The 26,845-nt window shown below is 28.5% G+C and carries 22 protein-coding genes; all 22 read right to left on the bottom strand.

Annotation, left to right across the window (positions count from 1 at the left end):
• Nucleotides 1-83: 83 nt before the first annotated feature.
• Nucleotides 84-1,724, bottom strand: a complete 1,641-nt coding sequence (locus N747_RS0100375; protein ID WP_024563352.1) for a nucleoside kinase — start codon at nt 1,722-1,724, stop codon at nt 84-86.
• Nucleotides 1,725-1,919: 195 nt separating this feature from the next.
• Entirely contained in the window at nt 1,920-3,236 is a 1,317-nt protein-coding gene (cysS, locus tag N747_RS0100370; RefSeq protein WP_024563351.1) for a cysteine--tRNA ligase, read from the bottom strand.
• Nucleotides 3,237-3,398: 162 nt separating this feature from the next.
• The gene (gltX, locus tag N747_RS0100365; protein ID WP_024563350.1) at nt 3,399-4,748 is read right to left on the bottom strand and encodes a glutamate--tRNA ligase; all 1,350 of its coding nucleotides are present in this window, start codon (nt 4,746-4,748) and stop codon (nt 3,399-3,401) included.
• Between the two features lie 105 nt (nt 4,749-4,853).
• The gene (gene rpsI, locus N747_RS0100360; RefSeq protein ID WP_024563349.1) at nt 4,854-5,246 is read right to left on the bottom strand and encodes a 30S ribosomal protein S9; all 393 of its coding nucleotides are present in this window, start codon (nt 5,244-5,246) and stop codon (nt 4,854-4,856) included.
• 4 nt (nt 5,247-5,250) lie between these two features.
• Nucleotides 5,251-5,709 (bottom strand): 50S ribosomal protein L13, encoded by a 459-nt coding sequence (gene rplM / locus N747_RS0100355; protein ID WP_024563348.1) that lies wholly within the window; start codon nt 5,707-5,709, stop codon nt 5,251-5,253.
• 499 nt (nt 5,710-6,208) lie between these two features.
• Nucleotides 6,209-6,751 carry a DJ-1/PfpI family protein gene (locus N747_RS0100350; RefSeq protein WP_024563347.1) on the bottom strand — a complete coding sequence of 181 codons (543 nt, stop codon included), beginning with the start codon at nt 6,749-6,751 and terminating at the stop codon, nt 6,209-6,211.
• A gap of 146 nt (nt 6,752-6,897) precedes the next feature.
• A complete protein-coding gene (gene rpsO, locus N747_RS0100345; protein ID WP_024563346.1) occupies nt 6,898-7,122 on the bottom strand; it encodes a 30S ribosomal protein S15 in 225 nt (74 codons plus the stop codon).
• A 76-nt stretch (nt 7,123-7,198) separates the two neighbouring features.
• Entirely contained in the window at nt 7,199-7,522 is a 324-nt protein-coding gene (locus N747_RS0100340; RefSeq protein ID WP_024563345.1) for a cyclic-di-AMP receptor, read from the bottom strand.
• Between the two features lie 119 nt (nt 7,523-7,641).
• Nucleotides 7,642-8,343: an ABC transporter permease subunit gene (locus N747_RS0100335; protein ID WP_024563344.1), complete on the bottom strand. Its 702-nt coding sequence runs from the start codon at nt 8,341-8,343 to the stop codon at nt 7,642-7,644.
• A 12-nt stretch (nt 8,344-8,355) separates the two neighbouring features.
• On the bottom strand, nt 8,356-9,399 hold the full coding sequence (locus N747_RS0100330; RefSeq protein WP_024563343.1) for a type 2 periplasmic-binding domain-containing protein: 1,044 nt from the start codon (nt 9,397-9,399) through the stop codon (nt 8,356-8,358).
• Between the two features lie 83 nt (nt 9,400-9,482).
• Nucleotides 9,483-10,178: an ATP-binding cassette domain-containing protein gene (locus tag N747_RS0100325; RefSeq protein WP_024563342.1), complete on the bottom strand. Its 696-nt coding sequence runs from the start codon at nt 10,176-10,178 to the stop codon at nt 9,483-9,485.
• A gap of 95 nt (nt 10,179-10,273) precedes the next feature.
• On the bottom strand, nt 10,274-11,194 hold the full coding sequence (locus N747_RS0100320; RefSeq protein ID WP_024563341.1) for an RluA family pseudouridine synthase: 921 nt from the start codon (nt 11,192-11,194) through the stop codon (nt 10,274-10,276).
• A gap of 250 nt (nt 11,195-11,444) precedes the next feature.
• Nucleotides 11,445-13,466, bottom strand: coding sequence for an ATP-dependent zinc metalloprotease FtsH (gene ftsH, locus N747_RS0100315; RefSeq protein ID WP_024563340.1), 2,022 nt, complete (start codon nt 13,464-13,466; stop codon nt 11,445-11,447).
• A 124-nt stretch (nt 13,467-13,590) separates the two neighbouring features.
• Nucleotides 13,591-14,901 carry a tRNA lysidine(34) synthetase TilS gene (gene tilS / locus N747_RS0100310; RefSeq protein ID WP_024563339.1) on the bottom strand — a complete coding sequence of 437 codons (1,311 nt, stop codon included), beginning with the start codon at nt 14,899-14,901 and terminating at the stop codon, nt 13,591-13,593.
• A gap of 9 nt (nt 14,902-14,910) precedes the next feature.
• Nucleotides 14,911-16,674 carry an aspartate--tRNA ligase gene (aspS, locus tag N747_RS0100305; protein WP_024563338.1) on the bottom strand — a complete coding sequence of 588 codons (1,764 nt, stop codon included), beginning with the start codon at nt 16,672-16,674 and terminating at the stop codon, nt 14,911-14,913.
• Nucleotides 16,675-16,677: 3 nt separating this feature from the next.
• On the bottom strand, nt 16,678-17,946 hold the full coding sequence (gene hisS / locus N747_RS0100300; protein WP_024563337.1) for a histidine--tRNA ligase: 1,269 nt from the start codon (nt 17,944-17,946) through the stop codon (nt 16,678-16,680).
• A 278-nt stretch (nt 17,947-18,224) separates the two neighbouring features.
• Nucleotides 18,225-20,462, bottom strand: a complete 2,238-nt coding sequence (locus N747_RS0100290; protein WP_024563335.1) for a RelA/SpoT family protein — start codon at nt 20,460-20,462, stop codon at nt 18,225-18,227.
• A gap of 65 nt (nt 20,463-20,527) precedes the next feature.
• A complete protein-coding gene (mnmA, locus tag N747_RS0100285; RefSeq protein WP_275039426.1) occupies nt 20,528-21,691 on the bottom strand; it encodes a tRNA 2-thiouridine(34) synthase MnmA in 1,164 nt (387 codons plus the stop codon).
• An 88-nt stretch (nt 21,692-21,779) separates the two neighbouring features.
• Nucleotides 21,780-23,708: a nitrilase-related carbon-nitrogen hydrolase gene (locus N747_RS0100280; RefSeq protein WP_024563333.1), complete on the bottom strand. Its 1,929-nt coding sequence runs from the start codon at nt 23,706-23,708 to the stop codon at nt 21,780-21,782.
• A gap of 408 nt (nt 23,709-24,116) precedes the next feature.
• Nucleotides 24,117-24,611 carry a hypothetical protein gene (locus tag N747_RS0100275; RefSeq protein ID WP_024563332.1) on the bottom strand — a complete coding sequence of 165 codons (495 nt, stop codon included), beginning with the start codon at nt 24,609-24,611 and terminating at the stop codon, nt 24,117-24,119.
• A 156-nt stretch (nt 24,612-24,767) separates the two neighbouring features.
• The gene (gene groL, locus N747_RS0100270; RefSeq protein ID WP_024563331.1) at nt 24,768-26,378 is read right to left on the bottom strand and encodes a chaperonin GroEL; all 1,611 of its coding nucleotides are present in this window, start codon (nt 26,376-26,378) and stop codon (nt 24,768-24,770) included.
• Between the two features lie 143 nt (nt 26,379-26,521).
• Complete coding sequence (locus tag N747_RS0100265) at nt 26,522-26,791, bottom strand: GroES family chaperonin (RefSeq protein WP_024563330.1); 270 nt, start codon at nt 26,789-26,791, stop codon at nt 26,522-26,524.
• Nucleotides 26,792-26,845 lie beyond the last annotated feature (54 nt).

The raw sequence follows: 26,845 nt of genomic DNA, 5'->3' as shown, positions 1-26,845 counted from the left end.
TTTTATCAATAATATATCTTTTTAAACAAAAAAAGATTAACTTTTTACAAAAGTTAATCTTTCCAATTTAATTATAAAATAATCTAAAAATAAAAAGGACTACCACCAATAAATTCTTTTAACAAAGACTCATGAAAAACTAAATTAGAATCAAAAGATTTAAAAAAACTTAACAAATTTAAAAAATACTGAGCTTTATCAAAATACTTACTTGTTTCAGGAATTTGCAATAAAAAAGGAATTAAATATGGTTTTAAAACATTAAATTCATAAATTAATTCGGAATTAAAAATAAAATCAGCTTCTTGTTGATTAGGATAAATCCATCTAAACTCCCCTTTTCTCACAGAATCCCAAAACTCAAAAGTCCTTAAAATAGTAGTATTCCTAGAAATATAATCTCTTATAGCTCTCCTTAAAAACCTAACATCGGTTAAATGTAAAGGATTGTGTAAATCTAGTGATAATTGATGTTGTGGGGCAATATAGATTTGAAATTTTTGTAATCTTGGAATAAAAGGAGTAAGTTTAGGATTTATGGCATGCATTCCTTCTACTAAAATAATGTGATTATGGGTTTGAATATCTTTTTGGGTATGACTACGAGTAACAAAATCAAATTGAGGAATAGTAGTTTTTTTAAAAGTAATCAAATCATAGATATTTTGATTAAATAAAAGAATATTTAAGGCATCAATGCTTTCAAAATCAAAGGAAGTGCCATCTTTTTCTTTGGGAATATCTTTCAAAGGCAAATAATAATTATCCATAGCAATAATAAAAGTAAAAATTCCTAAAGCTTGCAATTGTAATTGTAATCTTTTAGCAAATGTAGTTTTTCCACTAGAAGAAGGGCCCGAAATATTAATAATTTTAAGATTGGAGGAACGTTTAGCAATTTGGATACTTAATTGTTGCAACTGATTTTGATGATTAATTTCTGCAAGATTAATTAAATTGAATTGGCTTTTAGCAGTTTGAGCAAAATGATTAATTTGGGAAACATTTTGTATTTGAATAGTTTTTTTAAAAGACAAACTTTGAATAAGCATTTGTTCGAATAGAGGCTCTTTTTGAAAAGGAGGAATTTTTTCATCACTAAAAGGAGTTACAAATTGAATAACAAACCCATTTTTATGATAAAATAAATGATATTTATCTAAATAACTAGTGTTGGGAACTAAACCTTGATACATATAATTACAATAGTTTTGGCAAAAATAAAGGGTTACAAAGGAAGGATTTTTTTGTTTGAGGAGACTAATTTTATCCCCAAAACCCAAAGATTGATAAATTTGCAAGGCTTTTTCAAGAGGCAATTTCTTTTTTATAATATCTAATTTTTGAGATACCAATAAGAGCATTTCTTCTTGGATTTGTTGAAACATTTCTGTCAAAAAAGTAATTTCTTTAGGAAAAGATACCAAAATACTAGAAGAACTATAATAAGTAAAATGTAATGAAATATTTTCAAAAAGTTTGTAAGATGCCATAGCAACTAAATATCTTAAACTAGCTTCATAAATATTTACAGCCGCAGCGTTCCAAGTGCCTAAAAAAGTAATTTGATTGGTGGGATCTTGCAATTTAAAGGTAAGTTCTTTTAATTTATTGTTTACTTTGGCAGCATAAACATTTTTAAGGTTTAATTGATTTTTTAAAGTCTCTAAACTGGTGTTTAAAGGAACATTTAAAATGGTTTGATTATAATAAACTTTTAGCACGATTTCCTCTGATACTGATAATATATTAAAAACCTCAATTAAGAGGTCTTTTTCTAAATAAATAAAATTATTGCAATGTTTGTTGATTGAAATAAATAATATTGAAAAATAAAAAAAGGTAAAAAAATAATTAAAATGTGGGAGCATGAATGAAAAATGATAAAGATTGCAAAAAAAATAAAAAAGGGTAATTTTTTAAATAAAACCTTTATCTAATAATTGTTTTCTTAAAATATCTGCTTTAATAAAATCTCTGCATTTTCTTGCATCTTGCCATAAAAAATATGTTTTTAAGTCTGTTTTTGTTGGTTTTTTAAATAGAATTGCAATTCCTAAAGTATTTAAAATTAATAATAAAGAATTTTGAAATTGGGATAACTTATCCAAAATTTGGGTTTGATGGGTTTGTTTAATTATTTGTTCCATTAAATCAATTACTTTATGAGTAGCAAAATCATCTTGCATTAATTGATGAAATAACTGCATTATATCTTGGTCTAAGGCTTGACAAGAAAATTGATTCACTTTTAAATAAAAATTATTTTTAGTTAAAAAATCAGTTATTTTTTGGTATTTTTTTTGAGTTTGTTCCATCAAATCATAACTAAAATTAATTGGCTTACGGTAATGAGTACTTAAAATTAAAAGCTTTATTATACAAGGATTGTATTGTTTTAATAAATCTTTACACCAAATAATATTGCCTAAAGATTTAGACATTTTTTGATTTTGATAATCTAATCTTTCTACATGCATAAAAAAATTAGCTAGTTTTTGATGACTATGGGCGTATGTTTGGGCAATTTCATTTTCATGATGAGGAAATTTTAAATCTGTTCCTCCTCCATGAATATCCAAAGGCAATTTAAAAAGTTGTTCAATCATAGTTGCACATTCAGTATGCCAACCAGGACGCCCCGCAAACCAAGGACTTGGATATGTGATGCCTTGCGAAGTTTTTTTCCACAAAATAAAATCTCCTGGAAATTCTTTTTGGAGGTCTAATTGTTTACGTACATTTTGTTTAAGTTGGGATAAATCTTGTTTTTTGAGTTTACCATAATCAGTAATTTTAGATACACGAAAATATATTCCTTGATCAGTAAAATAAGCAAATCCTTGGTCTAAAAGAGTTTGAATGTAGAAAATCATATAATTGATATATTGGGTAGCTTGAGGTTTAAAATTGATGGTTTGGATGTTTAGGGTTTCAAGGAGATTATTAAAAGATTTAATATATTTATTGGCTAAATCTTTTTCCAAAACTTGGTTTTTAAGGGCATTTTCAATAATTTTATCATCAATATCAGTAATATTTACTACATAATATACCTTAAAATTAAGCATTTCTAAATATCTTTTCACTGTATCAAAAAAAATTAAAGGTCTAGTGTTTCCTAAATGCAGGTGATTATAGACAGTGGGTCCGCAAACATAAATGTTAATTTGGGGCGGATGGGCAGGTTTAAAAAATTCTTTTTTGTGAGCTAAAGAGTTATAAATTTGTAGCATTAAAGAAATCCTTTTTTTGGAAATGGCATAAAGAAAAATGAGGGGGGCGAAATAAAAAATAAGGTTTTAAATTGCGATGGAAATGAATTATATAAAATAAAATGATAAGTAAATAAAAATTAATTACTAAATATATAAATATTATTTTCCAAATGGAATTAATTAGAATTTTTGGGCTTGTTCTAAAATATAAGATAAATTTTTAAGTACTTGTTTTTTTCCTAATAATTCTAATAAAAGGGCGATATTTGGACCATGCATTTTACAAGTAGTTCCAATGCGCAAAGCCATAAAAAGTGTTTTTTTAGCAAAATCATTTTGGTTAGTAACTTGTTTAATGGCATCAGAAATAACATCTTTTTCAAATATAATAACATCAAAAATATTATAAAAAGTTTTTAAAATTAGGGTTGTTTGGGGATTAGTTTGTAAAAAATGTGTAGCTTCTTGTGATAAGGAAGGTTTGGTTTGAAAAAAAAGTTGATAAAAATCTGTTATTTGTTGCATATAATTCATTCTATCTTGAAACAAAGACACAAATTTAGTCATCCACTCTTTGTCATTTGTAGGAGCAGTTGTAAGATCTAAATATTTTTTTTGCATAATAAATGATGCAATTACTTCTGGAGTTAGTTTTCTTAAATGTTGATTATTCAAATAATCTAATTTAGTTTTATCAAACATAGCAGGAGCTTTATTGAGGCGTGCCACATCAAATAAATTAATTAATTCTTGAGGACTTAATATTTCGGTTTGGCTTAAAGGACTGAATCCTAATAAAGATAAAAAATTAAATAAGGTTTGCGGTAAGTAGCCTAATTTTTCATATTGTTCAATAAATTGCATAATATTAGCATCTCTTTTGCTTAATTTTTTTTTGTTGTCATTAAGAATTAAGGTCATGTGAGCAAATTGAGGAAGATGCCATTGGAAAGTTTGATAAATCATAATTTGTTTAGGAGTGTTAGTGATGTGTTCTTCTCCGCGAAAAATATGAGAAATCTGCATTAAATGATCGTCAATAACAACTGCAAAATTATAAGAAGGATAGCCGTTTGATTTGATAATAACCCAATCTTCAATTTCTTGACTTTGAAAAGTAAGTTTGCCTCTAATTAAATCATCAAAGGAAAAAGTTTGATTGGTAGGAACGCGAAATCTTATTGCAAAAGTAGTTGTATTTTCTTGAAATTCTTTGTAAGCAAGACCTTGATCAAGTAGTTTTTGGGCGTATTTTTGGTAAATGGCAAGTCTTTCTGATTGGCGATAAGGTCCAAAAGGTCCTTGGATATCGGGCCCTTCGCTCCAATCAATTCCTAACCAACGTAAATTTTTTAATTGAGAAGCCTCACCACCTTTAACATTGCGGGCAAAATCAGTGTCTTCGATGCGGATAATAAACTCTCCTTGATTATGTTTAGCAAACAAATAATTAAATAAAGCAGTACGAGCATTTCCTATATGTAAAAAACCAGTAGGGCTTGGAGCATAACGAACTTTAATTTTTTTCATAGTTACAGTAAGGGTTTTCCTTTTAATTTAAAATCGATAAGGGGGTGTTGGTGTGGTAAAAAAATTAAAAAAAAGGAACTTTTTTACAAAGTTCTTTTTTGTGGATTAACGTTTGGAAAATTGTGGTGCTCGACGAGCTTTTTTTAAACCGTATTTTTTACGTTCTACACAACGAGAATCGCGAGTTAATAAACCAGCCTTTTTTAAAATGGCTCTTAATTCGGGAACACTTTCAATTAAAGCTCGGGCAATTCCTAAACTAATAGCGCCTGCTTGAGCTGAAAGTCCTCCACCATTTACATTCACACTTACATCAAAAGCTTCTCTTTTTTCAGTTAATTCTAAAGGTTGAATCATTTCTAGGCGTGTTGCAAGTAACGGTAAATATTTTTCAAAATCTCTAGTATTGATTGTAATTTTGCCAGTACCATTAGTTAAAATAACTCTTGCCACAGCACTTTTACGACGACCAGTACCAAAATAATTTACTTTTTTCATATAATTAAACCTCTAAACTTTCTGGTTGTTGCGCTTGGTGATTATGGTTTTGTTCGGCATAAACAAATAATTTTTTACCAATTTGTGAACCTAATTTAGTATGAGGAACCATCCCTAAAATTGCTTTTTCAACCATTCTTGTAGGAAATTTACGCATCATTTCTGAAGCTACAACTTTAGTTAAACCACCAGGATAACCTGAATGTTTGTAGTAAGTTTTTTGTTGCCATTTTTTTCCAGTTAAATGAATGTAGGCAGCATTTACAACAATAACATAATCGCCATTGTCTACGTGTGGAGTGTAATGTGTTTTGTGTTTTCCTTTTAAAATGGAAGCCACTTTGGTAGCTAATCTACCTAGGGTTTTACCCTTAGCGTCTACTAGGTGCCATTTAGGTTTTACTGTTGTTTTATTAGCCATTAAAGTTTTTTGATTGTTTTTTGTTTGCAATTGTTCTGTCATGGAATTTTCTCCTTATTATTAGTGAAAAAAGTGATTAATTTTATGTGTATATTTATTTTTTGTTTTAAAGCTATGAAAAAAAGTTATGAAATCTTTTGTAATTTAGATATGAAATAATCTTAATTATTATAATATAGTAATTTTTTATTTTCAATATTCTCTTAATATTTTACTAAAATAATGTCATTAAGTCAAGTAAAAAAATTATTTTATCAACTTTTTTAAAAAATAATGCATAAATTGTGTAAAAAAATGAAAAAAGATAACAATAATTAGATGATGCTCAGATAATTTTGATATTTTTTATACAAATAAAAAGCTCCAAAAACTACGTACCACAATGAAAAAAACAACAAAATTAAGTTAATAATAAATAAAAGTGTGTGTTTTTGAAATTTAAAATTTAAAATTTAAAATTGGGAAGTTGTTAAATAAAATATTTTTTTGAGGCAAAAAGATTAGTTTTTAATTCTTAATTTTGATTTGCTACACACATTTACTAAACATTAAGGGAATTTTTAAAAGAAAAAGCAAAATCTTTGCCTTTCAGCACTTCTACTAAAGCAAAAACAAAGTCAAAGACAGTTATAGGGGAACGAGAAGTTACAAATTTATCACTAATAACAGCTTTTTTGTCTGGCAAATAAGTACCTTCAATAAAATGATTACAAGAAGGAAAACAAGTAAAAGAATGGTTTTGTAATAAATCTAGTTTGCCTAGAAACATAGGAGCGGCGCAAATAGCTCCAATAACTTTATTAGCATCAACAAATTTTTGAATTAATTGCAATAAAAAAGTTTCTTTTTCAATAATTTGTGCTACGTAAGGTCCTCCAGGAATAACTAAAAAATCGTATTCTAAAGGATTAATGGTAGCCAAATTGGCATTTGCTTTTACACAAAGACCGCTAGAAGACACAACTTCTAATTGGGGATTTAGAGTTGCATTTGTTAAAGGAAGCGCTACGCGATTTAATAAAGCTCTTGTGACTAAAGCCTCGCAATCCTCAAATCCATCATATAAAACTAATAAACCTTTCATAATGTTCTTTGTTGTCTCCTTTTTTTATTATTTGTTTAGTTGCATGTGTGTGTGTAATTTTTTTGGGGGTTGGGGTTTAGTTAATTTAAAATTAAATGCAAAGGAAAATAAAAAAATACCACAAAAAAACTGTGATATTTTAATTATTAATTTTGGTTTAATAAATATTTTACTAAATTACGTCTTTTGCTGTTTTTCATAAACAAACCTCTTTTAGAGTGAAAATCATGAGGGTGTTGTTTTAAATGTTCACTTAATTGTTTGATTTCTGCTGATAAAATAGCAATTTGAACTTCAGATGAACCTGTGTCTTTTTCAAAACGTGAATTTTGTTTAATAATTTCTTGTTTTTGTTCTTTTGTTAATGCCATGTAAAAACTCCTTTTTTAATTTAAATTTGCTTGAATTTAATAGGTTTTAGGTTTTATAAAATTATTAATGTTAATGTTAAACTTTTAAAAATTGGTCCACATCAAGAACAAAAATCGTTGCTCCACCCACAGAAACTTCAGTAGGAAAAGAATTATAAGCACTAAACTCATTTATGATATTGTTTGGAATCATTTGAGTTTTTTTATGAGAATGGGCTTTTATAATTTCTAAAGCTTTGGATACTTGTTCTTCTTTGACTCCTAAAATAAAAGTTGCATTAGCTTCTTTTAAAAAACCTCCTTTAGTAGCTAATTTAGTTGTAAAAAAACTATTTTCTATTAAAGATTGTTGTACTTTGTTAGCATCGTGACTAGAAACGATAGCTATAATTAATTTCATATTATCCACAAGAGTATTATACCTTATTTTTCTTTATTTGATGAAAAAAAAGACTAAATTGTGGAAAAAAATGACCAAAAAGTGGGCGGGAAGAAAAAAATGGTAAAAATTTGATGTGATTAGTGTTTATCAATGGCAAAAGCAATTCGATTTCCTACAAAATAAACTGTTTGGGTTAAAATAAATGTAAGCAAAACAGATACTATAATTAAATCAAAACGAGTAAAAAAAGGTTCAAAATCATAATGTCCGTTATAGCCATTATCAATTGCAACTGCTGCAATACCTTGATGCCCTACAATTTGCAAAACAGAAGAATAAGCAATGGAAGTGATAAAAATAGAAGCTAGTTTTAAAATGATATCAGAACGGGTTTCTTTTAGTAAAAATTTAGTCACAAATTGAAATTTAGTTGCCCCAAGACTAAATGATGTTTGGTATAATTCTGGATTAGTAGTTAAAAAAACTTGTTCACAATTGCGAGCAAAAAGAGGAGCAATAACCAAGACTAAGAAAAAAAGAGCAGTACCAAAGCCATAACCCATGCGCAAATAAGGAATTAAAACTAATTTTAATAATAAAACAATTAAGATTAAAAAAGGAGTAGAAATGAAAAAATTCATCAAACTATTTAAAATCCAATATCTTTTATAATGTTTTTGTATTTGGAATAAATATAATAAAACTCCTAAAATAAGCCCTAAAAAAAAAGCAATAAAACAACCTATTAAAGTAATTTTAAGAGTTTCTTTAAAACCATTACATACCAATTTATTTTTAGCTAAAACATTCCACAAACGAATAAAAATATTATTTTCCATTAAGTTTTTCCATTAATTAGAAGCAGGAGCAGCGCCTGTTTTGCCTAAATATTTATCTTTAATGTTTTTACTTATTTGTTTAACTTCTTGTCTTGGAATCATATAAAAATTGGTTGCAAATGGATTTGATTCCATATATTCAATAGCTTCTTCTTCTTTTAAAATATCTTTTAAAATTTTAATTTTCCAGTCATTTTCATTATTATTAGTAGTTACTAAAGAAATGGTATAAGAATAAAGAATATCATCTAACTGAGTGGGCTTTTGCATTATGCCTAGTGATATAAATTTATTTATTCCCAATCCCATAACAGTAGGATAATTAAGACATAAATCAAAATCATTAGGAGCGAGAAATCTAGATGTAATTTTGTTTAATTCCGGTTCAGTAGTGTATTCTATATCAGGATATAAATCAGTAGATTTAAAATCTGTAGTTTTTAAATTAAATTGTTCTTCAATGTTAAGAGTGCGTCCTGGTTTTATTTCTTCTATAATTTTTAATTCTTGCAACACGCGCAAAGCTAAAGAACGTTGAAAATTATCTTGTGGAATCAAAATTTTAAGTTTGCTAGGATGGTTTGTTTTTTGAATTATTTCTAAATTATTAAAAGTATTAGGTTTAGCAAAAAGCCCAAATTTAGCTAAATAAACTACTTGGCTAAACGTTAATTTATCTTGATCTGGGATATTTGATTGTTCTTTGTTAAAAATATTTAGATCATGTACATGAGCGTCTAATTTGGCATCAACTTGTTTGTTTAAAAGCAATTCATTGGTTTGTTTAAATCCCAAACTTAAATATTGAACATCTAAATCAATATTGTATTCTTTTAAACGGTCTTTGGCATATCCCTCTAAAAAATCTTTAATAGTTGGCAGAGCAGTTGCTACTTTTAATTTATGGGTTTGTTGGTTAGAAGGGTTATTAGCTAAAGATTTTTTAGTATCCCAAAAAAAATAACCCAAAAGTAAATTAAACAAAAAAGAAATAGTTAATAAAGCAAATAATAGATTTTTTTTAGTTTCGGAAGATAAAGAAGATAGTTTAAACATGTAATGTGTCTCTTTTCTAAATAATTTTATTTATTAATATTTTGTTTGACAAAAACATTTGTATGATAAAAAAGGATAAAAATTTAGATAAAAATGTTTTTATAAGAAGTAGCTTCAAATTTACAAGAAGGATTAAGGGTAGCAATTTTAGCTAATTTTCCTTGTTCCAAAATAGCTACACGGTGACACAAACTTTTAATTACTGCAACATTATGAGAAACTAAAACAATTGTAGTTTTTAATTTTTGATTGGTTGTTTGCAATAATTTCAAAATCTCTTGACTTGTCATTTCATCCAAGGCAAAAGTAGGCTCGTCACAAAAAATAATTTTAGGTTCGTAAACTAAGGAACGCGCAATGGCTACACGTTGTTTTTGTCCGCCCGAAAGTGTTTTAGGATAGGCAGTTATAAATTGGCTAAGTCCTACAAAATCTAGCATTTCATTTACTTTAGTAGTAATTTGTTTTTCAGGAGTGCTTCTTATTTCTAAAGGAAGGGCAACATTTTCAAAAACATTTAAATTACTCAAAAGATTAAAATTTTGAAAAATCATAGCACTTTCTAGATGACTAAAAGTTTTTTGAATGGAAGAATTAGCATTTTTATCAGGCAACATAAATCCATTCATAATTTTTAATAACGTAGTTTTGCCAGAACCCGAAGTTCCTACTAACCCAAATATTTCGCCTTTCAAAACTGCAAGTGAAATATTTTGTAAAACTGGAAGTTGTTGTTTTTTAAGGCAAAAAGTTTTCGAAAGATTATTAATTTTAATCATAAATAATTCCTTGTTTATTGTTTTTTTGAATTTAAATGATTGAAAAGTGGGTGAAAAAAATGAAAAACTCTAAAACACAAATAATGAAGAAAAGTTTAAAAAATGCAATTATAGTCATTAAAAGTTTGTAAAAGTTTTTCAAAATTAGCAGGTAAGGATGCTTCCAAAATAAGATTTTGATTGGTGATAGGGTGGTTGAATTTTAGTATTTTAGAATGCAAAAATTGACCTAAAGGAGTAATATGGTGTGATGATCCATAAAGTAGATCTCCTACAATGGGACGTTTTAGGAAGGAAAAATGTGTTCTTAATTGGTGAGTTCTTCCTGTTTCTAAATTACATTCCATCAAAGAAAAATGAGAAAAGCGTTGCAAAGTTTTAAAATGAGTAACAGCAGTTTTACCGTCGGGCATAACTTGCATTTTTAATCGATTATGAGGATTTCTTCCAATAGGCAGTTTGATAGTGCCTTTATCTTCTAAAAAACCTTCAATTAAAGCCCAATAAATTTTGGTAATTTTTCTTTTTTGGAACGCAATTTGTAGTTTTTCGCTTACATAATTAGTTTTGGCAACAATTAATAAACCAGTAGTATTTTTATCAAGTCTATGCACGATACCAGGTCTTTGGGTATCTATATTACTTAAAGTTTGAAATTGGTGTAACAATCCATTAACTAAGGTTGTTTCTTGAAAACTTAAAGAAGGATGCACTACCAAATTGGCAGGTTTATTGATAACTGCTAAATAAGAATCTTCATAAATGATGTCTAAATTAAGATTTTGAGGATTTTGTAAATTAATATATTCTTGAGTTTGAGGGATGATAACCATAATGAGGTCTTGAGGTTTTAGCAAATAACTTTTTTTAGAAGGTTTGGTGTTGACCAAAACTTGTTGTGCCAAAATTAATTTTTGACATTGACTTTTATTTAAATTAATGTGAGTTAATAAAAAATGATCCAAACGTTGAAATGCCTCACTGGCAGAAATAAGAAACTCTTTTTTTTCATTCATGTAAAAGGCCTTGTTTTCTAAAAGTTAAAAAATGTAGTAAAAAGGTTGTGTTGCAAAAAAATAAAGACAAAATAATAAAAAGGTTAAAAAATCAATAAAAAGCATTAGTGATAAAATTAAATTATCATAACGATCACCAACTCTAAGCAAACTTAAAATTGGTGTTAATTGTAAAGATATTTTTGGTTTTTTGTAAAAAAGCTGTTTTTAGAAATGAAAAAAATAGATTTGAATTTAAGTTTATTCGGAGTCAATCTGTTGAAACAACTTCTTCAGAAGTTGTTTCCTTATTGTTTGGATTTGATTCATTTAATTCTTGGTTGTCTAAATTGGTTATTGTTGTTTTCAATTCATCATTTAAAGAAGTTGTATCAGTGCTATTTGTTTCATTGTTGGAAGACATTTGAGAAGTTGGTTGGATTGGGGCGTTGGCTTCTTCTTTTTCTTTTTCCCACCAAGCAATTTTTCCTGTAGCTACAATTTCGTCAATATCTCTTTTATTAAGAGTTTCAATTTCAAGTAAATATTTGGCGATTGTGTCAAGTAAATCTTGATTTTCTTGAATAATTTTTTTGGCTTGTTGATAACAATTAGCAATAATTTTTTGAATTTGTTGGTCAATTTCTAAACCTTTAGGATCAGAAAAATCATTTTGAAAAGTGTTTCCTGAATATTGCACTGGTCCTAAATCACTCATTCCATATTTAGTTACCATCAGTTTAGCTATTTGTGTAGCGTGTTTAAAATCGTTATAAGCGCCGTTAGAAACGTCATCAAACATTAATTCTTCAGCAACACGTCCGCCCAGAAATGAAGTAATTTGGGCCAATAGGGCTTTTTTGGAAGAAAAAAAAGTTTCTTCTTGAGGAAGCATTAAGTTGTATCCGCCTGCATTTCCACGTGGAATAATGGTGATTTTTTGCACTATTTGGGCAAAAGGAATTTTGATTCCAATAACAGCATGTCCTGCTTCGTGATAAGCTACCATATGTTTTTCTTTGTCATTATATTTTTTAGATTTTTTAGCAGGTCCAATTAAAATACGATCTAAAGCTTCACTAATGTCTTTTTTATTGATAAAAGTAGCATTTCTTCTAGCAGCTAATAAAGCAGCTTCATTTAATGTTCCTTCTAATTGAGCACCACTAAAACCTGGAGTTTGTTTGGCTAATTCTTCTAAACTGATTTCTTCTGAAAGTTTTTTATTACTTGCATGTAATTTTAAGATAGCTTCACGGTCTTTAACGTTTGGTAAAGTAATATTAAATTGACGGTCAAAACGTCCAGGACGCAAAATAGCTGAGTCAAGAACTTCGGGTTGGTTAGTAGCTGCAATAACAATAACACCCATTTTTTGGTTAAAGCCGTCCATCTCTACTAAAAGTTGGTTTAAGGTTTGTTCAGAACCGTTGCTCCCACCAATATTGGAGCCTCTTTTTCTAGCAACTGCCTCAATTTCATCGATAAAAACGATACAAGGAGCTGCCAGTTGAGCTTCTTTAAAAAGATCTCTAACACGCGAAGCTCCAACACCTACATAAACTTCATCGAAATCAGAACCCGAAGCAGCAAAAAAAGGAACGCCTGCCTCACCTGCAACTGCTTTGGCAAGTAAGGTTTTTCCTGTTCCGGGAGGTCCGTACAACAAAACTCCTTTAGGAATTCTTGCTCCCATAGCAGCATATTTACGCGGGTTTTTTAAAAAGTCAATCAATTCTGACATTTCTTCTTTTTCTTCATCAGCTCCTGCTACATCTGAAAAAGTAAATCTTTTTTGATTGATAATAACTTTGCGACTTTTAGCACCTTTTTTACCAGGGGTTGATGCCAAAATTTCTTGTCCCATTTGTTTGATAGTATCTGCAAAAAAGAGAAAAAAACAGTAAAAAATTAACATTGTTAAGCATTGTCTAAATACCCAAAAAGCAAGTTCATAACCATTCCAAGGTCTAGGATCTACAGAATAGGTGTCATATTTGTATTTTCCGTTTGGTTTTTTTTCAAATACTTTATCACAAGGTATATTAAAAAAATCAATTACTCTACCATTTGTAGTGGTAACTACAATGTCACAAAAAGCAGAGTTAGCAAAAATGGGATTATACTTTATTTTTTCAATTTCGTTTTTTTGTGCAAGTTCATCAAATGTATTGTTATCTTTTTTTTCGTGCTTAGTAAAATAACAATAAATAAAAGTTGAACCTATTAAAATTACAGCAAAATAAAGGACGCCCATATGGAATTTTTTAAAAATTTTATCAAAAAATGACATAAATTAACCTTTCTTGCAAGAAATTATCTTTGGGTTAAACATTAAAAAAATAAAATATTTTAATATTTGGAGTTTAAATTCGGGATGGATGTAATTTCTGCATTTATTTTTTTGATTCTCATTTTTAATTTGTTTGAGAAAAACAATTTGAAGAGGTAAAAAAGTTTTTAAAAGCTAAATAAATCCTAGATTGATTTCCTAAAGTTAGGTTTATATATAAGTGAGGAATAAATAAAATATTGTCTAAATTATCTACTACTAACCATAAATTATTTCTTTGAATAAGAGGAACTTTTTTTTCAATTAAAAATTTTTTCAATTTTTTAGTGCCAAAACTAAATTTTAATGTGTCTTTGGGTTGGCGCAAACGCACTTTTAAAGGAAAGCTAACTTTTTGAGGATTATAATTGAGGGATTGTAACAAAGGACAAACACAAACAAGACAAAGATTACATGTAGAAACACACAACAAAGGTTTTGTTAAAGCAAAGGCGAGCGGTAGTGTGGGTTTCATTAATGCAATATGTTTGTAATCCTTAATTAAATGCCACTCGGAATTAAGATGCCAAGATAAATTAGGCTTATAAGGATTGTTAATGCCTTTGATTATATTTTGGATAAAAATAAAACTTTTAGTAATATTTTGTTTTTCTAATAATAATAAAATGATATCTTTTTGAATAACTAAATCAAGGTTTAAAAAAGGCGCAAGTGCAATAAAGTTTGTTTGGTTACATATATGATTTGTGTGTTTTGTAAGAAATAAAAGAGTTTGTTTGCGAATAAAATTGTGGGCTTGCAAAAGAATTTGTTGGTATTTTTGGATATTTTGCAAAAAACCAGTTTTAATTTTTAAGTAAGGAATAACTTTATGCCTGATTTGGTTTCTTTGATAGGTAATTTTTTGATTGGTGTAATCTTCCAAAAAAGGAATTTGATAAAAAGTAACATAACTTATGATTTTAGCTTTGGGAATGTATAAAAAAGGTTTCAAAAAGATGAAATCTTGCCAAGAAGTTTGGATCTGCATGCCACTATAACCTAGCAAAGTGCTGCTTCTGCTTATTTTTTGTAAAATAGTTTCTGCCAAATCATCTAAATGATGGGCTGTCAAAATAAAAGGGGTTTGGTGTTTTGTAGCTATTTTCATTAATTTTTGTTGCCTTAATAAACGTGCTTGGGCTTGAAAGTTTTTTTGAGGGGAATTTATTTCAAAATAATGGAAGCCAAGGGAGTTTTGGAGACAATAATTTTTAACTAATTCTTTATCTTGCCAAGCATTGGAACGTGTTAAATGGTTGAAATGCACAACTTGAAGTTTTATTTTTTGTGCCACCAAATAATGAAGTAAAGCCATTGAATCAATGCCACCACTTACAGCTATAATATAGGTTTGATTGGCATCTAGACTACAAGCGAGTTTAATGGTTTTCATGAAACATCCTTAATTACAATTACATTTGAGTTTGAGTTTTAGGGTGTTGAGTTGTTCTTGGTCAACTGCGCCGGGAGCTTCTAACATCAAATCTTTAGCACTTTGGGTTTTAGGAAAGGCAATGACATCTTTGATATTATTGGTTTTGGTAAACAACATCACAAGACGATCAAGACCTAGGGCAAGTCCTCCATGAGGTGGAGTACCGTATTTAAGGGCTTCGACTAAAAAACCAAAACGGTTTTGAACTTCTTCTTGTGAAAATCCTAAAAGACTAAAAATTAATTCTTGCGTTTGGGGATTGTTAATTCTTAACGAACCACCACCCACTTCATAGCCATTCCAAACTAAATCATAGGCTTTGGCAAGGGCTTTTTGAGGATTGCTTTTCAAAATGGTAGAATCACAAGGAGCAGTAAAAGGGTGATGTAAAGAGTAAAGACGGTTTGGAGGGTTTGAGTTTTCCAAAGTAAGATTTGGTTGGGATAGGTCTTCTTGAATGGTTTCAAATAAAGGAAAATCAATAATCCATAATAACGCTTCTTGAGTTGTATCAATCAAAGATAAATCAAGGGCTAGTTTGGTGCGAAAAATACCTAAAGCTTTTTGAATAATGTCTTTTTTTCCAGAAACGACAAAACAAATTTCTTCATTTTTTAAAAAAGAATCATCTTTAATAAATTGAGATATTCCACCTATAATTTTATCATTTTTTTTAACAAAAGAAAACAATTTCAAGTTAAAATGTTTACTAAAAAACAATTGATACTCATCTAGTTTAAGGCGTGTCAAAACTGCTGTTTTGGAAACTTTAAATCCTTTAATGTTGCATGATGAAAACATATTTGGGGGACAAGTATTAGTATCAAAAAAAGCAGTAAAATCTGTAATTTTAAGGGGGTTTCTTAAATCTGGCTTATCAGAACCATAAAGTTCAAAAGTTTGTTGATAAGTTAATCTTAAAAAGGGTTCAAGAAGTGGTTTTTTCCAAATATTGGCAAATAAATCTACTATAATTTCTTCCGTTAAGGACATAATTTCATCTTGATTTAAAAAAGATGTTTCAATATCAATTTGACTAAATTCAGGTTGTCTATCAGATCTGAGGTCCTCATCACGGAAACAACGCGCTACTTGAAAATACCTTTCAAATCCTGCAATCATGTATAATTGTTTAAAAAGTTGGGGAGATTGAGGAAGAGCATAAAAATTACCTGGATAAATCCTAGAAGGCACTAAATAATCTCTTGCTCCTTCAGGAGTTGATTTAGATAAAATGGGAGTTTCTAGTTCTAAAAAATCATTTTTCAAAAGAGTTTGACGAATACTTTGGGTAATGTGGTGTCTTTGAATCAAAAAATGTTTAACTTCAGGATTCCTTAAATCCAAATAACGATATTTAAGCCTGGTTTCTTCTAAACTTTCTTGACTTTGAAACACATTTAAAGGTAAGGTTTGAGCCTCACTTAAAATTTCAATATGAGATACTAAAATTTCAATATCACCAGTTGGCAAATCAGGATTTTTATTGATTCTTTCAATTACTTGACCTTTAATTTGAACGACTGTTTCTAGTTTAATTAAAGCTATTTTGTCGTATTGTGGATTGTTTTCTTTAACTAATAATTGAATGATTCCAGAAACATCGCGTAAGTCAAAAAAAAGAGTTTTTCCTAAATTACGTTTACGAAAAATAAAACCTTTTAGAAAAACTATTTTTCCTTGATGGACTAGTGTTAATTGATTATTATAATGACTATATTTATTTTTCATGAATTAATTTAACTCCTTGTTGTTTTGAAAATAAGAAACAACATCTTTTTGCAATATGGTGGTTTGCTGTTGGGTGTAAGTATTTTTGATTGTAATTTGATTGTTGGCAAATTCTTTTGGTCCCAGAATTAAAAGATAAAGGGGTTGTTTTTTTAAGGCTTGTTTAAGGCTTTTGGAAAAAGATAAAAACTGATAATTAAGATCGGCGGAAAAACCTTGATGGCGGAGAGTTTTTGCAAGTGAAAGACCTTGATAAAAAAAATGCGGCACACTAACTAATATAAAGGCATCCAAAGAAGGTAAGACATTTTTGTTACAAAAAGAACGGGTAGCTAGAATTGACATTAAGCGTTCCATACCTAAGGCAAATCCAATACCAGGCGAAGGGTTTCCTCCAAATAAAGTAACTAAATTATCATAACAACCACCCCCACCCAAAACTGCTTGATGTCCTTGTTCGTTATTATAAACAATTTCAAAAACGCTATGAGTATAATAATCAAGCCCACGGACTAAATCATGACACAATTCAAAATTAACATTCATTTGTTTAAGTCCTTCTAAAACTTGTAAAAAACGAACTTTAGCATCGTCAACAAGGTGATCAAAAATGCGTGGTGCTTGCTTTAAAAAAGGTTCATTGTGACAATTTTTACAATCCGAAATACGCAAAATATTTTTTTCAAATCTTTCTTGACATAAAGGACATAATTGTTGATAATGTGTTTGTAAATAGTTTTTAAAAACTTGTAAATAATTATTGTATGTAATTTTACATCCCAAAGAATTAATTTTCACAGTAATATCACAAATCCCTAATGATTTAAGGGTTTCATAAGCAAGAGTAATTACTTCTACATCTAAAAAAGGGCTTGATTGTCCTAAAATTTCTACTCCTAATTGATGAAATTGACGATAGCGTCCTTTTTGAGGTCTTTCATAGCGAAAACAAGGTCCATAATAAAAAAACTTGTGTAATTGTGAGGTTTTATCTAATTTATTTTCCACATAACTACGAATAACACCAGCAGTTCCTTCAGGACGCAAAGTAATAAAACGTCCTTTTTTATCTGCAAAAGTGTAAGTTTCTTTGGAAACCATTTCTGAATGTTGAGCTGCTCTATCAAAAACACCACGATATTCAATTATAGGAGTTCTTATTTCTTGCAAATGATATTTAGCAAACAAAGTGCGAATGTGATTTTCTACTTTTTGCCAACAAACCGTTTTATCTGACATCAAATCATAAGTACCTTTAATTTTAGAAAACATCTTTGGTCTCCTTTGTTTTTTGGGGATTGTTTTTTGTTATTTTTTGGGATAAAAGTTTTAATAAAGATTTTTGAGGATTTGTTCTTGTTGGGGATTTTTTATATTTTTTAATTTTTAGCGCTAATAAAGCTTTAAAAAAGCATAAAAATAATTTAAAAAATACACACAAACACACAATAAACAAAATAATTTTAATAAGGAGAGGCATCATTAATAATTGAATAAAATAGAATAAATGGAGTAATAAATAATTGTCTGAATTATAAATAATAAATTATTTAATTATTGATTCTTTGAATTTGACAAATTTGCGGAATTTTATATAAATTAGTAATTAAATTATTTAATTCTTTAGTATTAGCTATTAAAATCCTAATCTTAATAATTGTTTCTAATTTTTGTTTATTAATAACATTAAATTCTAAAATACTTACATTAAAACTGTTGATTTTATTAATAATTTGTTGCACTAAAGTATCTTTGGTAAAAGCAATAATACTAATCCAAGCAGGATATTTAGCAATGGTGGAATCTTGTTGCCATAAAGCAGTAATTAGTCTTTTTTCATCACATTGAGCTAAATTATTACATTCCTTGCGATGCACAATAATACCTCTTCCTTTAGTGACAAATCCTAGGATTTCGTCGTTATAAACAGGGGTACAACAACTTGCCAATTTTAATTTAGGATTTCTAAGACCTTCAATAATAACGCCTGTCTCACTTTGATGTTTGAGTTTAACATGCGATTTTGCCATTTGTTTTTGTAAAATATTTTGACTTAAAGTTTCTTTGGCTAAAACAAACAATTTATTAATTACTGACTTAGGATTTAATTGTTTTTTAGCAATTTCATAATAAAAATCGTTAAGAGTTTGAATATTGTAACGCTCAAAATGTTTTTGGACAAAATTATTATCAAGTAAGGAAAGTTCAATTTTATTGGCAGTTAATTCTTTTTCAATAATATCTTTTCCTTTTTGAATCTCTGCTAAATATTCAGTTTTATTTTCTTTGATATCTTTTTTTAAAAAACCTTTAATTTTTCTTTTGGCATGCGTTGTTTTTACCATGCGCAACCAGTCTTTATTAACTGATAAAATATTTTTATTGGTTTTAATCGAAATAATATCGCCATTTTTTAGTTGATAATCAATTGGTACAATTTTCCCGTTAATAATAGCTGCTGTCATTTTGCTTCCTACTGCGGAATGAATACGAAAGGCAAAATCAATGGGCGTAGAACCTTTGGGAAGTTCAAATACTTCTTGAGTAGGAGTAAAAACATAGACATTATCACTTAAAATATCATTTTTAATAGCATCTACAAATTCTTTGGGCGTTTCTTCGGGATGATTTTTGGCATCCATAGTAATTTTAACCAATTCTTGATACCATCTTAATTTTTTGGCAAGTTCTAATTGTTTATCTTCTTGGGAATAAGTTTTATTTTCTTTATAAGCCCAGTGAGCAGCAATTCCTTTTTCAGCAATTTCATCCATTTCTTGAGTTCTTATTTGCATTTCAAATAAAGAACCATCCTTAGTTAAAACAGTTGTGTGCAAAGATTGATAAAGATTGGGTTTAGGAACTGCAATATAGTCTTTAAATCTTAGGGGCAATGGCGAAAAATAACCGTGAATAATCCCTAAACATTGATAACACAAATCAACAGTAGGCACAATAATTCGGATAGCTAAAAGATCAAAGATTTCTTCAAAACTAACTTTTCTTTTAACAATTTTTTTATAAATGCTATAAATATTTTTGACACGTCCTTTAATAGTGTAATTTTTGAGTTGGTGGCTGTCTAAAAGAGATTTGATATTGGTAATAATTTTGGTAATTGATTCTTCACGTTGTTGTTTTTTTAACCGAATTAAATTAGAAACACGGTAATATTCTTGAGGAAAAGCATATCTTAGAGACAAATCTTCTAATTGTGATTTAATTTCAAAAAGTCCTAAACGATGTGTTAAAGGAGCATGAATTTCTAAGGTTTCTTTGGCAATGCGTAATTGTTTTTCTGAAGGCATCGCATTTAAAGTTTGCATATTGTGCAAGCGATCAGCAATCTTTACAATAACAACTCTAATGTCTTTTGCCATTGCTAAAAACATTTTTTGTTGATTATCGGCATGTCCTTGATTTTTGTGAAAAGCAATTTTGGTAAGTTTGGTTGCTTGATAAACTAAATAAGCTACATCTTCGCCAAACAAAGAAGTTAAATCTTGCATAGTAGCATTAGCATCTTCCAAAACGTCATGGAGCAATCCTGCCATTAAAGTATTGGGTTCGCTGTTTAATTGTGCCAAAATTTTAGTCACTGCATAAGGATGAATAATATAGGGTTCTCCTGTAAAACGTGTTTGCCCGTGATGTTTTTCTTTGGCAAAAAGATAGGCTTGAGTAATTTTTTGCAAAATGGTAGCATCTTGAATATTTTTGGAAATCACAACCATTAAATCTTGATATAATGTATCTTTTTCTAAAGTTAAATCGAAATTTAAAATCATCTTATCACCTTCTTTTTTAAGGATTTGAAAAAAAACGAAAAGAAAACAAAAGGAATCAAAAAAAATTAAGTGTATAGTCTTTTTGTGCCTTTAAAATAAACTTCTTTAATAACACCTGCACCACAACAAATATTGTTATCATAAAAAGCACATATTTGCCCTGGAGTTACTGCTTTAATTTTTTGAGGATAATGAATTTCTAAGGTGTTTTGGTCTATCCAAGTTAAAATAACATCTTGATTGGGTTGGCGGTAGCGCATTTTGGCTTGCAAGTGCAAATTGGTTTTTTTGCCGCGCCAAACAATATCACAAATTAAGGCTTTGTCACTATATAAATAAGGATGTGTACTACCTTGTTCTACGTATAAAGTGTTAGTTGGAAGATGTTTTCCCACGACAAACCAAGGTTTTTGGCTGGGAATATCACCCAAACCTAAATTTTTGCGTTGCCCTATGGTATAATACATTACTCCTTTGTGATGTGCTACAAAAGTACCATCCAAAGTTTTAATATCACCTTTTTGAGTGGGTAAATAGTTGCTTAGAAATTGAAAAAAATTTCTTTCACCAATAAAACAAATCCCTGTGGAATCTTTTTTAGTGGCATTAATTAAATTATTTTCTAAAGCAATTTGGCGTACTTCTTTTTTGGTGAGATTACCCAAAGGAAACAAAATATTTTGTAATTGTTTAGTTGTTAGTTGTGATAAAAAATAAGTTTGATCTTTGTTTTGATCCACAGCACAAGCAAGTCGCGGAACTAATTTTTGGTCCGAAAAAGTTTCATATATGATATTAGCATAATGTCCCATAGCAATATATTGAGGGTCAAGTTTTGTTGTTGCATACTCAATAAAAGCTCTAAATTTAATTTCATTATTACACAAAATATCAGGATTCGGAGTAAGATTATTTTCAAAGGTTTTGATAAAAGACATAAAGACTTTTTGCCAATATTCTTCAATAAAATCAACACGATGCAACTTAATTCCTAGTTGTTCAGACACTTTTAAGGCATCTTTATAATCTAGTTCTTGCGGGCATATGTCATTTAAAGTGGGATTACCTTGGATATCAAAATTAAGATTGCTATCCCAATTACGCATAAAAACTGCTTCTACCAAATAACCTTGTTTTTTTAAAAGAAAAGCAGCAACAGCACTATCAACTCCGCCTGATAAACCAACAACAACTTTTGTCATTTTTTGCTCCTTTTCTTTGTTTTTAATTTGTTATGTGTTTTTTAATTTGTTATTTGGATGATATTTTATGATGTTTTGGTATTATTATGTTTTTGGAACTTTGATTTATTAATTTTTATTCTTGTCTTTGTAGATAAATAGGAAGTAAAAATTCATTTCTGGGAGAAAGACTATTTTCTAAAACTTTAGGACCTGGTGCCATATTTTGTCTTTTAAATTGGTTTTGATAAAAAGTTTTAAGATATGAAATAACTAATTGATTGCTTTTTTCTGGACTTAAATCAAAGGCAATTTGTAATAACCAAGCAATTTTGGTTTTGGTAAAACCTTTTTTGATATGGCAACAAAGAATAAAATCTTCCATAATTAATTTTTGATTAATGTTTTCTTGTACTAATTTTTGATATAATTTTTTTAAGGCAGGTGCAATTTGTAAATGGTTGTTTTCTAAATGATAAAGTAATAATTCTTTAACTAAAACGTTAGGAACGCCAACATTGACATTATAAATGTGGTCGTAATGACTACGAGGATTGTTTTTTCCTAAAGCCATATCCGAAAAATTATTATTTTCTAAAAACAAAAACTTTTGCGTTTGGGAAGCAAATTCCTTTAAAAAAACTTGATCTAGGTCTTTGGGACAAGAAGCAAACTCGTTTGACAAAGTAGAAATGTTGTTAATATAGTTGACTAAAGTAGCTGTTTCATTTGCTTCATTTGTTGCGCTTGTGTCGTTTATGGCATGGGTTAGATTAGTAGTGGCATCAGTTTTGTCAAGTCCCAAAAAAGCTAACAAATCTTTTTTCTTTAAAAAACTACTTTCACAAATGTGGCAAACTCCTTTAGTTTGTAAAAAATCTTTGAGGAGTTGATAATGAGTTGGGTTAGAAAAAAGAAGTGGATTTAGGATTATAATGAAATCTTCTAACGGTTTTTGCAATAAGGAAAAACTTTGAAAAGCAACTACCAAAGTTAATAAATCTTTAATATTTTCAGTAATTTCTACAATTATTTTGGCATTCAAATTACTAAGTTTGGTTTTAAGTGCTAATACTTGGATTTCGTTTGCCAATTTTAAGTGTGAAGCGACATTTGATTGAGGAATAAAAGGTGTTTGATTAATTGGTTTTTCAAAATAATAATGAGGCGTTTCTTTAAGTTCAAAATAAGCTTTCAAAAAAGGATGTTGTTTGCCTATTCTTTGGTCACCATAAGTAGTATCAATTCTTCTTTGAAATTTAATTAAATCAACACAAACATCAACTACTAAACTTACATCTTGATTAAATAAATCTTTTTCGGCGACCATTTCACCTAACAAAGCAGCCATTTTGTGGTTAGAAAATAAATTATCAACAGTGGATTCAGTAATTCCACTACTGGTGTAAAAATAGCCTCCAATTTGTTTGCGAGAATGATCAAGAACAGCATTTTTTCTTAAATCAAGTTTTCCTATGTGATCGGTTGAAGCAGAAGGATTAAAAATTAAATGAGCCCCATTTAAAGAAAGTAGATCGCCAGGAGAAAAGACAGTCCATAAATCTTGACAAATTTCTACTCCAAAAATAATATCAAATTGAGAATTAATAAATAAAACATCTCCAAAAGGAACTGTTTGACCCAAAATTTGGATGTATTGGGATTCGCAGGTGTTACCTGATTGAAACCATCTTTTTTCACTAAATTCTTTATAATTGGGAATAGTTTTTTTAGGGGTTATTCCTAATATTTTATCTTTTTGAATGATAACTGCTACATTAAATAAAACTTCATGCAAAGCAAGAGGCATACCTAAAATATAGACTCCTTCAAAAGAATTATTTTTTAAAAGCCAATCTAGAGCTTGAAAATTTTGTTCTAAAAAAGTAGTTTCAAAAAAAAGATCTCCTGCTGTATAACTACTTAAACAAAGTTCGGGGAACAAAACAAAACTGGCTTTACTTTTTTTTAGAACATTTTGCATACTATAAGCATTTTTTAAGGGATTGCCTACTGTTAAAGGAGGACTTGCTAATTCAATTTTAATAGCACCGTTTTTGTACATTTTCTTTAATTTGCTTCCTTAGTTATTAATTATTTAATAATTAAAGATTAATATTTATGATAATTAATATTTTTTTATTAAGATAATTTAATGATAATAACTATAATTTTTATTGTTTATATTTAAATAATTTTTTATAATATTAAATAAATTGATAAGTATTTAATTTATGGTTTGGGGGATGATAAAAAAATAAAAACCATTATATATATTATATAATTTTTTAATAATTTTCCCAAATAAAACCTTATAATTAATTCTTTTTTATTATTAATAATAATTTTTGATTATAATTGTATTTATAAAGATTATTTTATTGCTAAAAACTATTATTAATAATAAAGATAAACAAAAAAAACTAGGTTAAAAAACCTAGCTTTTTTAAAAAGAATATAATTTAGGGATTAATTAGTTTTTTTTGTTTTTTTTAACAAAGAAAACAACACCACTAGCAACAGCAACAACTGTAACAACTAATAATGTTAAAAACCACCATGATTTGTAAAAAGGTGTAGCAGCAGCAACGCCTTTATTAGCGTCAACTACATAATTTAAAGATAATTCACCTGTAACAACATCAGTTTTTGTAGATTTAGCTTTAATTATTACTTTTTTTGAATTTGTGTCAGTTGAATCGGTTGAAACATCAACATTTGCTTCTGTTAAAATATTAATTAAACTTTGGTCTGCTTTAAGAACTTTTAAAGCTTGAACAACAGAAGGTAATTTCCCAGCTTCTTCGTCTGATGAAAAAGTAAGTGGTTGTTTAGGTGCTTGTAATGAACCTAAATTGGTAGCAGTATCAGCAGCAAAAACTTGAACGCCAACAAACATTAAAAAAACAGCAGCAAATAAAACTATAACTTTAGAAACTAAATATTTTTGATTTTTTTGATTTTGCATTGTTTGTTCTCCTTTCTTGTATTATATAATCATATGGTTTGAGTTGTTTTCTAACAGAGAGTTAAAAGACAATCAAAACCTATTATTATTTTAACACGAAAAAAGAAAAAATGAGAGATAATAATTAAAAAAATAAAGCTTTATTAGTTACAAAAATTATTCTTGTGTCCCTAAATCAAAGTTATTATCTTTATTTTCTTTCAAACTTACAACAGCAGCCTCAGTTGTAATCATCAAAGCAGAGATAGAAGCAGCATTAAGAATAGTTTGACGAGTTACTTTAGTAGGATCAATTATACCTTCTTTTAAGAGACAAACATACTTACCTTCTTTAGCATTAAAACCAAAATTTAAGGGTTGTAAAAGCTGTTGTTTTACTACATCTTCACCTGAAAATCCTGCATTATAAGCAATTTGATAAGTAGGCACTAAAAGACTTTGTACTACTACATCAATTCCTTGTTGTACTTCTTTCTTATCAGATAATAAAGTATCTTTTAATTCTTGATAAACCTCAACTAAAGCTTTTCCACCACCAACTACAATTCCTTCAGTAATAGCAGCTTTAGTAGCATTAAGAGCATCTTCAATACGTAATTTTTTATCTTTTAATTCAGTATCAGTTGCAGCCCCAACTTTAATTAAGGCAACTCCTCCTGATAATTTAGCTAATCTTTCTTGCAAATTTTTAGTTTCATAATCAGAAGTAGAATTTTTAATTTGGGTTTTTAATACTTGAATACGTTTTTCTAATTCAGGACTTTTAGAATTACTTATCAAAGTAGTATTATCTTTTTTAATAATAACTTTATTGATATTTCCTAAATCATCTATTTTCAAATCTGCTAATTTCATATTAAGATCTTTAAAAACAAAATTAGCTTTTGTAAGTACTGCAATATCTTTTAACATTTCTTTTTGATTATCACCAAAACCAGGAGCATTAGTTACAACTACATTAAAAGTTCCTCTTAATTTATTAGCTACCAAAACCCCTAAAACTTCATTTTCCACTGATTCAGCTACAATTAACAAAGGTCTAGATGCTTTTACTACTTCTTCCAAAATAGGTACAATTTCTTGCACAGTACTAATTTTATGATCAGTTACCAAAACTAACGCATTTTCTAAATGTACTGTCATACTTTCTCTATCAGAGACAAAATAAGGAGAAGCATATCCTTTATCATACTGAAATCCTTCAACAACTTCTAATTCTGTTTCAAAACCTTTGGATTCATCAACATTAATAACTCCATCTTTACCTACTTTTTGCATCGCTTGGGCAATGATTTTACCAATTTCTTGACTACCTGATGAAACAGAAGCCACATTTTGAATATCTTCTTGGGCGTCTACTTTTTTAGATTTAGCTAAAAGTTTTTTGGCAACTGTTGATGAAGCTAACTCAATTCCTTCTTTTACTAAAACAGGATTAGCTCCTGCATCAATTGCATCAAAACCACGATGAATCATACTTTGTGCCAAAACGGTTGCTGTAGTTGTTCCATCTCCTGCTTTATCGTTAGTTTTAGAAGCTACTTCATATACTAACTTTGCTCCCATATTTTGATAAGGATTTTTTAATTCAATTTCTTTTGCAATAGAAACACCATCATTTATAATAGCAGGTGACTCATAGGTTTTTTCTAAAATAACATTACGTCCTTTAGGTCCTAAAGTCACTTTAACAGTATTTGCAATTGCATCTACTCCTTGTAATAAAGCTTTTCTTGCTTCTTTGCCATAAAGTATTTTTTTACTCATTTTATTACTCCTTATTTATTGATTTATTAATATTTTTATGATTTATGATTTTAAAAAGGGTTTAAAATATTGTCTTTTTATTTATTAATATTTAGTTTATAATTATTTATCTTATCTATATTTTATCTCTTATCTATATTATCTTATTTAATTTGTGCCAAAATATCTTTTAAAGCAACAATTAAATAATCTTTTTCTCCTAAAGTAACTTTGCTACCAGAATAGCTTTTATAAACTACTTCATCATGTTTTTTTAAACCTTCAACTTTGGAACCTACTTCAACAACAACACCAACAGAGGATTTTTCTTTTTCTGATAAAGCCAAAATAATTCCACTAGCTGTTTTAGTTTCTTCCATTTTCAATTTTAAAACAACATTATCATGTAAAGGGATAATTGTTTTTTGTTTCATGATTAAACTCCTTTTAATTTAGTAATTTATTATAGTAAATAAAATATTTTTGTA

The organism is Candidatus Phytoplasma tritici (assembly GCF_000495255.1).
GTDB classification, from domain to species: Bacteria; Bacillota_I; Bacilli_A; order Acholeplasmatales; family Acholeplasmataceae; genus Phytoplasma; species Phytoplasma tritici.
This window is presented reverse-complemented; position numbering and strand designations above follow the sequence as displayed.

Coding starts and splice junctions, on each gene's coding strand:
- cysS (WP_024563351.1), bottom strand. CDS start 3,236: ATGCTACAAATTTATAACTCTTTAGCTCACAAAAAAGAATTTTTTAAA.
- gltX (WP_024563350.1), bottom strand. CDS start 4,748: ATGAAAAAAATTAAAGTTCGTTATGCTCCAAGCCCTACTGGTTTTTTA.
- rpsI (WP_024563349.1), bottom strand. CDS start 5,246: ATGAAAAAAGTAAATTATTTTGGTACTGGTCGTCGTAAAAGTGCTGTG.
- rplM (WP_024563348.1), bottom strand. CDS start 5,709: ATGACAGAACAATTGCAAACAAAAAACAATCAAAAAACTTTAATGGCT.
- N747_RS0100350 (WP_024563347.1), bottom strand. CDS start 6,751: ATGAAAGGTTTATTAGTTTTATATGATGGATTTGAGGATTGCGAGGCT.
- rpsO (WP_024563346.1), bottom strand. CDS start 7,122: ATGGCATTAACAAAAGAACAAAAACAAGAAATTATTAAACAAAATTCA.
- N747_RS0100340 (WP_024563345.1), bottom strand. CDS start 7,522: ATGAAATTAATTATAGCTATCGTTTCTAGTCACGATGCTAACAAAGTA.
- N747_RS0100335 (WP_024563344.1), bottom strand. CDS start 8,343: ATGGAAAATAATATTTTTATTCGTTTGTGGAATGTTTTAGCTAAAAAT.
- N747_RS0100330 (WP_024563343.1), bottom strand. CDS start 9,399: ATGTTTAAACTATCTTCTTTATCTTCCGAAACTAAAAAAAATCTATTA.
- N747_RS0100325 (WP_024563342.1), bottom strand. CDS start 10,178: ATGATTAAAATTAATAATCTTTCGAAAACTTTTTGCCTTAAAAAACAA.
- N747_RS0100320 (WP_024563341.1), bottom strand. CDS start 11,194: ATGAATGAAAAAAAAGAGTTTCTTATTTCTGCCAGTGAGGCATTTCAA.
- ftsH (WP_024563340.1), bottom strand. CDS start 13,466: ATGTCATTTTTTGATAAAATTTTTAAAAAATTCCATATGGGCGTCCTT.
- tilS (WP_024563339.1), bottom strand. CDS start 14,901: ATGAAAACCATTAAACTCGCTTGTAGTCTAGATGCCAATCAAACCTAT.
- aspS (WP_024563338.1), bottom strand. CDS start 16,674: ATGAAAAATAAATATAGTCATTATAATAATCAATTAACACTAGTCCAT.
- hisS (WP_024563337.1), bottom strand. CDS start 17,946: ATGTTTTCTAAAATTAAAGGTACTTATGATTTGATGTCAGATAAAACG.
- N747_RS0100290 (WP_024563335.1), bottom strand. CDS start 20,462: ATGATTTTAAATTTCGATTTAACTTTAGAAAAAGATACATTATATCAA.
- N747_RS0100280 (WP_024563333.1), bottom strand. CDS start 23,708: ATGTACAAAAACGGTGCTATTAAAATTGAATTAGCAAGTCCTCCTTTA.
- N747_RS0100275 (WP_024563332.1), bottom strand. CDS start 24,611: ATGCAAAATCAAAAAAATCAAAAATATTTAGTTTCTAAAGTTATAGTT.
- groL (WP_024563331.1), bottom strand. CDS start 26,378: ATGAGTAAAAAAATACTTTATGGCAAAGAAGCAAGAAAAGCTTTATTA.
- N747_RS0100265 (WP_024563330.1), bottom strand. CDS start 26,791: ATGAAACAAAAAACAATTATCCCTTTACATGATAATGTTGTTTTAAAA.